The organism is Roseovarius gahaiensis (assembly GCF_011601345.1).
Lineage (GTDB): Bacteria > Pseudomonadota > Alphaproteobacteria > Rhodobacterales > Rhodobacteraceae > Roseovarius > Roseovarius gahaiensis.
Genome location: NZ_JAAORB010000069.1, coordinates 1 through 7,655 on the forward strand (window position 1 = coordinate 1; position 7,655 = coordinate 7,655).

The 7,655-nt window shown below is 59.6% G+C and carries 11 protein-coding genes; 4 read left to right on the forward strand and 7 right to left on the reverse strand.

Annotated features, from left to right (window positions below):
• The coding region (locus HAT86_RS16945) for a hypothetical protein (protein ID WP_231125954.1) at positions 1–291 on the forward strand (291 nt) is incomplete at its 5' end.
• Here the strand turns inward: HAT86_RS16945 and HAT86_RS16540 are convergent.
• Entirely contained in the window at positions 272–892 is a 621-nt protein-coding gene (locus HAT86_RS16540; RefSeq protein ID WP_167200505.1) for a 2OG-Fe(II) oxygenase family protein, read from the reverse strand. The two genes, HAT86_RS16945 and HAT86_RS16540, sit on opposite strands and share 20 nt — an antisense overlap.
• A gap of 229 nt (positions 893–1,121) precedes the next feature.
• Here HAT86_RS16540 and HAT86_RS16545 point away from each other — a divergent pair, with 229 nt between their 5' ends.
• On the forward strand, positions 1,122–1,685 hold the full coding sequence (locus tag HAT86_RS16545; protein WP_331272577.1) for a hypothetical protein: 564 nt from the start codon (positions 1,122–1,124) through the stop codon (positions 1,683–1,685).
• 111 nt (positions 1,686–1,796) lie between these two features.
• Here the strand turns inward: HAT86_RS16545 and rplP are convergent, their stop codons facing one another.
• The 6 genes from rplP to HAT86_RS16575 form a co-directional block, all read right to left on the reverse strand.
• Positions 1,797–2,210: a 50S ribosomal protein L16 gene (gene rplP, locus HAT86_RS16550; protein ID WP_167200511.1), complete on the reverse strand. Its 414-nt coding sequence runs from the start codon at positions 2,208–2,210 to the stop codon at positions 1,797–1,799.
• A gap of 13 nt (positions 2,211–2,223) precedes the next feature.
• Positions 2,224–2,931, reverse strand: a complete 708-nt coding sequence (gene rpsC, locus HAT86_RS16555; RefSeq protein ID WP_167200513.1) for a 30S ribosomal protein S3 — start codon at positions 2,929–2,931, stop codon at positions 2,224–2,226.
• Positions 2,931–3,311 carry a 50S ribosomal protein L22 gene (gene rplV, locus HAT86_RS16560; RefSeq protein ID WP_167200516.1) on the reverse strand — a complete coding sequence of 127 codons (381 nt, stop codon included), beginning with the start codon at positions 3,309–3,311 and terminating at the stop codon, positions 2,931–2,933. The genes rpsC and rplV overlap by 1 nt, the downstream gene beginning before the upstream one ends.
• Positions 3,312–3,314: 3 nt before the next feature.
• Positions 3,315–3,593 (reverse strand): 30S ribosomal protein S19, encoded by a 279-nt coding sequence (gene rpsS, locus HAT86_RS16565; RefSeq protein WP_167200519.1) that lies wholly within the window; start codon positions 3,591–3,593, stop codon positions 3,315–3,317.
• Positions 3,594–3,596: 3 nt separating this feature from the next.
• Positions 3,597–4,439, reverse strand: coding sequence for a 50S ribosomal protein L2 (gene rplB, locus HAT86_RS16570; RefSeq protein WP_167200522.1), 843 nt, complete (start codon positions 4,437–4,439; stop codon positions 3,597–3,599).
• Between the two features lie 252 nt (positions 4,440–4,691).
• On the reverse strand, positions 4,692–4,997 hold the full coding sequence (locus tag HAT86_RS16575) for an HNH endonuclease (RefSeq protein WP_167200525.1): 306 nt from the start codon (positions 4,995–4,997) through the stop codon (positions 4,692–4,694).
• A gap of 74 nt (positions 4,998–5,071) precedes the next feature.
• On the opposite strand from HAT86_RS16575, the gene HAT86_RS16580 reads away from it, so the two are divergent.
• Both HAT86_RS16580 and HAT86_RS16585 read left to right on the forward strand, forming a co-directional pair.
• On the forward strand, positions 5,072–6,409 hold the full coding sequence (locus HAT86_RS16580; RefSeq protein ID WP_167200529.1) for a mechanosensitive ion channel family protein: 1,338 nt from the start codon (positions 5,072–5,074) through the stop codon (positions 6,407–6,409).
• Positions 6,406–7,572, forward strand: coding sequence for a TIGR03862 family flavoprotein (locus tag HAT86_RS16585; RefSeq protein ID WP_167200532.1), 1,167 nt, complete (start codon positions 6,406–6,408; stop codon positions 7,570–7,572). Before HAT86_RS16580 ends, HAT86_RS16585 begins: the two co-directional genes overlap by 4 nt.
• Positions 7,573–7,655 lie beyond the last annotated feature (83 nt).

A 7,655-nucleotide genomic window follows, 5' to 3' on the forward strand; every position in this document is an offset into this window, starting at 1 on the left:
ATATGCCTCAAAAGCATGGAATCACAAAGCAAGCATCATGGGAATCCTGAATCTGATCAGGGGCGACACGCTCTAGGGGCTTTGTTTTGCGCTTCTTCAGCGATAAATAATTATGCGATTAAGCCTAACTTGCACGCAATTTATGGTTTAATTGAAAATATTAGTTATGAAGATTTCAGCATGTGGTTTGAGAACTTTATCAAACTGCAATTACTGGTCGGTTGCGTTGCCATATTTATAGTGTCCTCAGTCACCTTGGTTAACCACGTTCTCACGCCCAAGCGTAGTTAAAGCTGACTGAAATCCTGTCATCTTCGGACATGTTCATCGGAACTTCGTGGCGCAGCCACGATTCCCACAGCAAGACATCTCCCACAGCCGGCTTTTCATAGGTAAAGGTCTGCAATTCGCGGCGGGCATCTTTTTTGCGCGCGGGCGCGGCCATCATCCGGGCCGAGCGTGGGTCTTCCAGCTTGAGCGCCGAGGCCCCATCGGGCATGGCAACATATGTCGTTCCAGAAATCACCGAATGCGGGTGCAGATGCGAGGAATGCGTGCCGCCTTCGGGCAGGATGTTGATCCAGATATCCTCAAGCTTCAGCGCCCGGCCATCCAGATCGAATTCCAAATCTTCGGCGAAAGCGGCCACATGCGCGTCCAGCACTTTTACCAGATCGGCAAAAATCGGGAAACGCCACGGCAGATCCGTCAGCGAGGCATAAGACGTGTAGCCGGGGTAGCCTTCGCTCTCGCACCAGTCCTGCCCGGCCTCGTCATCCTGCGCGATGGAATAACACGACGCTTCCAGCTCGGCCGGATCAATTGCGGGGCCAAGCTCGGACAAAGCGGCGCGGTAAAGCCGGGTGACGAAAAGGGAATCAATCTGTGCCATGGCGCGGTGATACCGCGCACAGGGCCAAAGGCAAGGAATTCTTTAGGTCTATGCTCCATACCAACCGCGACACACTGGACAGGAGCATGGCATGAGGCGGGGTATTTGCGCGGTTTTCGGATTGATCGGTCTGCCGTTTGTTTGCTTGGCGGAGCCTTCGCCCAGTGGCCCGTTTGCGGCCCGGCAACCGCTGTTTGAAATGCCAAAGGGACCAACGGGTCAAGCGCGATTGGCCAGCCTATTTGTGGATGACCGTGAAAGTGGCTTGTTCCCCGCCCTGCCCCGCAAGGACAACACTGTGTTGCGCCAGACTGGCAGCAAAGCTGCGCGCCTGCACGACCTGATCGCGCGGGCCGAGGCCGGGACAATGGGCTATGACGCTGTGCAACATGGCGCCCGGATCAAGCCCCCAAAGCCACCGACCGACATGAGCTTGCAAGAGATCTACGATTGGATCACCGCAACACCGGGGCAACCGCATGCGATTGGGCGGTATCAATTCATTCCGGCGACGTTACGGCATTCGGCCAATCGGCTGGACCTGCCCCCCGAGACCCGCTTCAGCCCGGCGGTGCAAGACAAGCTGGCCGATCTTTTGTTGGCCGATGCAGGGTTCTCGAAGGCCAAACGCGGGGAAATCCCGCCGGAAACCTTCATGCTGAACCTTGCCAAAATCTGGGCCGGTCTGCCCCTGCCCTCGGGGCGCAGTTACTACGAGGGATACGCAGGCAACAAGGCGACGATGGACTATGAGGTTTACGCGCAGACGGTGCGGGAGATTTTGGAGGGGTAAAGGAACCAACGCCCTCTCGAATTTTCACGCCGCGTAAAGCAAAACCCCCGATGCTTGCGCGTCGGGGATTTTGATTTTCAATGTGCGGGATGTGCCAGATTGGCGCCCGGATTACCAGTCTTCGCGGACGACGACGCGGGTCTTGACCGGCAGCTTCATCGCGGCAAGGCGCAGGGCCTCCATCGCGACGCCTTCGGAGACACCGTCAATCTCGAACATCACACGACCGGGCTTGACCTTGCAAACCCAACGGTCAACCGAGCCTTTACCTTTACCCATCCGAACCTCGATCGGTTTGGCGGTCACGGGAACGTCCGGGAAAATCCGGATCCAGACACGACCCTGACGTTTCATGTGACGCGTCATCGCACGACGGGCGGCTTCGATCTGACGCGCGGTCACACGCTCGGGCTGCGTGGCCTTCAGGCCAAACGATCCGAAGTTCAGATCAGACCCGCCTTTGGCAAGGCCCTTGATCCGGCCTTTATGCTGTTTGCGGAACTTTGTACGCTTTGGTTGTAGCATCGTTCAGTCCTCCTTAACGACGGCCGCCGGCGCCACGTGGCGCGGGACCATCCTGGAGCTCCTGGGCTTTGCGTTCACGGGCCGACGGATCGTGCTCCATGATCTCACCCTTGAAGATCCACACCTTGATGCCGATGATGCCATAGGGCGTTTGCGCCTCGACATTGGCATAGTCGATATCCGCGCGCAGCGTATGCAGGGGCACACTTCCCTCATGGTAGTACTCGGTCCGGGCGATTTCAGCACCACCCAGACGACCTGCCACATTCACACGGATGCCAAGGGCCCCCATGCGCATCGCGTTTTGCACGGCACGCTTCATCGCACGACGGAACGACACACGGCGCTCCAACTGTTGCGCGATCGAGTCGGCAACCAACGGCGCGTCCAATTCCGGCTTGCGGACTTCGACGATGTTGAGGTGCAGTTCGCTGTCGGTTATCGCCGAGAGTTTCTTGCGCAGGGTTTCGATATCGGCACCTTTTTTGCCGATGATCACCCCCGGACGCGCAGTGTGGATCGTGACGCGGCACTTTTTGTGCGGACGTTCGATGATCACACGGCTAACGCCGGCCTGCTTGCACTCTTTTCCAATAAACTCACGGATTTTGACATCTTCCAGCAGAAGATTGCCATAATCCTTTGTGTCGGCATACCAGCGGCTGTCCCAAGTGCGGTTGACCTGAAGGCGCATGCCAATCGGATTGACTTTGTTACCCATTAGGCTTGCTCCTCAATTTGACGCACCTTGATGGTCAGCTCCGAGAACGGCTTGCGCAGCGCGCCAAACCGGCCACGGGCCCGCGGACGGCCGCGCTTCATTACAAGGTTCTTGCCGACATAGGCCTCGGCCACGATCAATTCGTCGACGTCGAGGTTGTGGTTATTCTCGGCGTTGGCGATGGCCGACTGGAGGCACTTGCGCACATCCTCGGCGATCCGCTTTTGGCTGAAGGTCAGGTCCGTCAGGGCCTTATCGACCTTCTTGCCACGGATCATCGCCGCGACGAGGTTCAGTTTCTGCGGGCTGGTACGAAGCATGCGCAGTTTCGCCATTGCTTCGTTGTCTGCCACGCGGCGGGGGTTCTTTTCCTTGCCCATGACTTACTTCCGCTTCGCTTTCTTGTCGGCTGCGTGACCATAGTAGGTCCGCGTCGGCGAATATTCACCGAACTTTTGGCCGATCATGTCCTCGGATACGTTCACAGGCACGTGCTTGTGACCGTTGTAAACGCCGAACGTCAAACCCACAAACTGGGGCAGGATGGTCGAACGGCGCGACCAGATCTTGATAACTTCTTTGCGCCCCGACTCGCGCGATGCTTCGGCCTTTTTCAGGACGTAGGCATCGACGAAGGGGCCTTTCCATACAGAGCGGCTCATGTGTTAACGGCCCTTCTTCTTGGCGTGACGCGAGCGCAGGATAAGCTTCTGCGACGCCTTGTTCTTGTTGCGGGTGCGCATGCCTTTGGTCGGCTTGCCCCACGGCGTGACCGGGTGACGACCACCGGATGTCCGGCCTTCACCACCACCATGCGGGTGATCGATCGGGTTCATGACAACACCACGCACCGACGGACGCTTGCCATAGTGGCGCATACGACCGGCTTTGCCGTAGTTCTGGTTGCTGTTGTCGGGGTTCGACACGGCGCCCACGGTGGCCTTGCATTCCTGACGCACCATGCGCAGCTCGCCCGAGCTGAGGCGGATCTGCGCGTAGCCACCATCGCGGCCCACGAACTGGGCGTAGGTGCCTGCGGCGCGTGCGATCTGACCGCCCTTGCCGGGCTTGAGTTCGATGTTGTGAACGATCGTCCCGATGGGCATACCAGCGAAAGGCATGCAATTGCCCGGCTTGATGTCCACCTTGGTGCCAGCAAAAACCTTGTCACCCACAGCCAAACGCTGCGGCGCAAGAATATAGGCTTGCTCGCCATCTTCATATTTGATCAGCGCGATGAACGCGGTCCGGTTCGGGTCATATTCGATCCGCTCGACGGTGGCCGCCACATCGAATTTATTGCGCTTGAAATCGACGATGCGGTAAAGGCGTTTCGCCCCGCCCCCGCGACGACGCGAGGTAATCCGCCCGGTGTTGTTCCGGCCGCCCGATTTTGTCAGACCCTCAGTGAGGGATTTGACAGGACGTCCTTTCCACAGCTCCGAACGGTCGATCAGCACCAGCCCGCGCTGGCCCGGCGTCGTCGGCTTATACGACTTGAGTGCCATGCTTTCTGTCTTCCGTTTGCTAACGGCGGGGCCTGTGGTTCAGGAAATCCGCCTATGTGTAAGCCCCCCGAAGGTGGCCGAATTGTAGGGCCCCGAAGGTCCCCGGTTTGAGGTGTTCTTTCGAACAACGGCGGAGCCCCGGACGAATCCGGGGCCTTGCCGATGGGGCCGTGTAAGCGAGCGACAGGGGCGGGTCAAGGGTTTGGTCCAAAAAATGAAGGCTATCAACGCCGTCAGTCCGGCACATGGGCCTCAAAGTTTGCGCCTTGCGCCGGGCGTTTTGGAATGAAACGCGGGCGGGCGCTTGGCCACCCAGCGGATGAACTTGGCCAAGCGCGGATGCGCCCGCAGTGCTGCGATAGAGGCAAAATCACGGGCCAGCTCGGCCTCGGTCAGGGTGGCGTGGATTTCATTGTGACAAATCTGATGCAGCAAGACCACCGGCCCGCCCTTGCCGCCCTTCAGCTTGGGGATCAGGTGATGGAGGCTTTGCTTGGCTTCGGGCGGAATGGGCCGCTGGCACAAGAGGCAAACCGGGTCACGCTCCTTGGGGGACATGGCTTTTTCTTGATCCTTTCGCATCCGACAGGCAATAGGATGGCTCAACGATTATGATTTACAAGAGGTGCGTTATGAATTGGGACAACCCGCCGCCGATCGTTCGGCAAGCTTTGGAGTACGGGCTGCAAGGATGGGAAATCTCCAAAGGCTGGTTGGTCAGCCCTGCGGCATGGTCGCAATTCGCGCTTCTGATCGTGGCTTACCTTTTGGCGATCCTCATCAGCCGCCGGATCAATCCAGTGCTGCGCCGCTGGCTGACCCCGCCCCCCGAGCAGGAACACACGGTCGCCCGGACCCGGCGTTTGGTGCTGGCTTTCGTGCCGCTGGTGCTGCCGCTTCTGGCCTATGCCCTGACCGGCGTCGGCGAAAGCGTCACGCGGTCGATCTTTGGTTCGGGCGCGGTGATTGCCTTTGGCAAGCGGGTTTTCCTGTTCCTTGCCGTGCGAATCCTTGTCCAGAACATTCTGACCGATCCATTCCTGAAAGTGCTGGGCCGTTATGTCCTGATCCCGGTTGCCGCGCTGTACGCACTTGGCCTGCTCGATCTGGTCACGGCGAAACTGGCTGCCACGGTCGTGCCGCTTGGCAATATGTCGTTTGACCTGCTTTGGCTGATCAAGGCCATCGTGGTGGGTGGGGTCGTATTCTGGCTGGGGCGCTGGTCAAACGACCAGACGGGCAATTACATCCATGCCCGACAGGAAATGCCCCCCGCCACGCGCCAACTGGCCGCCAAGGCCGCCGAAATCGCCATTTTCGGGGTCGCCTTCCTTGTGCTGATGAATATCCTTGGCATTTCGCTGACCTCGCTTGCGGTGCTGGGCGGGGCCATCGGTGTGGGGCTTGGCTTTGGTCTGCAAAAGATCGCGTCGAACTTCATCTCGGGCGTGATCTTGCTGCTGGAAGGGCAAGCCACTGTCGGCGACTATGTGGAACTGGACAATGGCGAGGCAGGGACCATCGTGAAAACCACCGCCCGCGCGATGATTTTGGAAACCTTCGATGGCCGCTGGATCGTGGTCCCGAACGAGGATTTCATCACCACCCGCGTTGTCAATTATTCCGACCAAGGCAGCGCCAACCGCTACGAGGCGCCGTTCTCGGTCAGCTATGACACCGATATCAACAAAATCCCCGCCATGGTCGAACAGGCCGTCTCGGCCCTGCCTTTCATCCTGCAAGACCCCGAAGGCCCCGATTGCGAGCTGCGCGCCTTTGGCGATAGCGGCGTGGAATTCGCCGTTGAGTTCTGGGTCAACGGCATCGACGACGGCGTGAACAAATTCACCCCGCAAGTCCTGTTCGCGATCTGGAACGTGCTGAAAGACAACAACATCGAAATCCCCTTTCCCCAGCGTGTCGTGCATCACGTTGGCTTGGACAAGGGTCACGCGCTGCCCACACCATGAGCACCGCACTGATCATCGGTGCCGGCCCGGCCGGCCTGATGGCCGCCGGGGCACTGGCCCGCGCGGGCCATGCGGTGACAGTGGCCGAGGCCAAGCCATCACCGGCGCGCAAATTCCTGATGGCGGGCAAATCGGGGCTGAATCTGACCAAGGATGAGGGGTTCAACGACTTTCTGGCGGCCTATGGCAGCGCCGCCCCGGCCCTGCGCCCAATGCTTGAGGCGTTCGGCCCTGCGCAGGTGATGGCATGGGCCGAAGGGCTGGGCCAGCCGCTGTTTACCGGCACCACGGGGCAGGTGTTTCCCAAGGCGATGAAAGCCTCGCCGTTGTTGCGCGCTTGGCTGGCGGAATTGCAGGACATGGGCGTTCGTATTGAAACCCGCTGGCACTGGCAGGGCTGGCGCGACGGGCAGGTGATGGTTGATACGCCAAACGGCCCGCAAGCCCTGCACCCTGACGTCACCGTTCTGGCCTGCGGCGGGGCCAGTTGGGCGCGGCTTGGCTCTGATGGGGTATGGGCCGGGCATATACCGACTGATGCTTTATCCCCCTTCCAACCGGCCAATATGGGTTTCAACGTTGCGTGGTCAGATCATATGCACCGGCATTTCGGGGCACCGGTCAAAGGTGTGGCCCTGCATGCCGGTGGCCAAATATCACGCGGCGAATTTGTGATCTCACAGACAGGGATCGAAGGCGGCGGGATTTATGCGCTATCTGCACACCTTCGCAAAGGCGCGGCCCTGACCCTTGATCTTGCGCCGGATCTGACTGTTGAGACCCTGCGCAGCCGCCTGTCAAGACCACGCGGCAAGGCCAGCCTATCCAATCACCTGCGCAAAACGCTGAAACTGGACCCGGTGAAACAGGCCCTGCTGATGGAGTTTGCCCGCCCCCTGCCCGACGACCTAGCCCCGCTGATCAAGGCGCTGCCCGTGGCCTTGGACGGCCCACACCCGATGGACCAAGCCATCTCGACCGCAGGCGGGTTGCGCTTTGACGCGCTTGACGATGGCCTGATGCTGCGCACCCGCCCCGGCACCTTCGCCGCCGGAGAAATGCTGGACTGGGAAGCGCCAACCGGCGGCTACCTGTTAACCGCCTGCTTCGCCACAGGCCTGTGGGCCGGACAATCCGCGGTGCAGTATCTGGCAATGGGATAACGCCGCTTTAGAGCGTGTCGCCCCTGATCAGATTCAGGATTCCCATGATGCTTGCTTTGTAATTCCATGCTTTTGAGGCATAT

Coding starts and splice junctions, on each gene's coding strand:
- rplB (WP_167200522.1), bottom strand. CDS start 4,439: ATGGCACTCAAGTCGTATAAGCCGACGACGCCGGGCCAGCGCGGGCTG.
- rpsS (WP_167200519.1), bottom strand. CDS start 3,593: ATGAGCCGCTCTGTATGGAAAGGCCCCTTCGTCGATGCCTACGTCCTG.
- HAT86_RS16580 (WP_167200529.1), top strand. CDS start 5,072: ATGAATTGGGACAACCCGCCGCCGATCGTTCGGCAAGCTTTGGAGTAC.
- rplP (WP_167200511.1), bottom strand. CDS start 2,210: ATGCTACAACCAAAGCGTACAAAGTTCCGCAAACAGCATAAAGGCCGG.
- rplV (WP_167200516.1), bottom strand. CDS start 3,311: ATGGGCAAGGAAAAGAACCCCCGCCGCGTGGCAGACAACGAAGCAATG.
- HAT86_RS16585 (WP_167200532.1), top strand. CDS start 6,406: ATGAGCACCGCACTGATCATCGGTGCCGGCCCGGCCGGCCTGATGGCC.
- HAT86_RS16575 (WP_167200525.1), bottom strand. CDS start 4,997: ATGTCCCCCAAGGAGCGTGACCCGGTTTGCCTCTTGTGCCAGCGGCCC.
- rpsC (WP_167200513.1), bottom strand. CDS start 2,931: ATGGGTAACAAAGTCAATCCGATTGGCATGCGCCTTCAGGTCAACCGC.
- HAT86_RS16540 (WP_167200505.1), bottom strand. CDS start 892: ATGGCACAGATTGATTCCCTTTTCGTCACCCGGCTTTACCGCGCCGCT.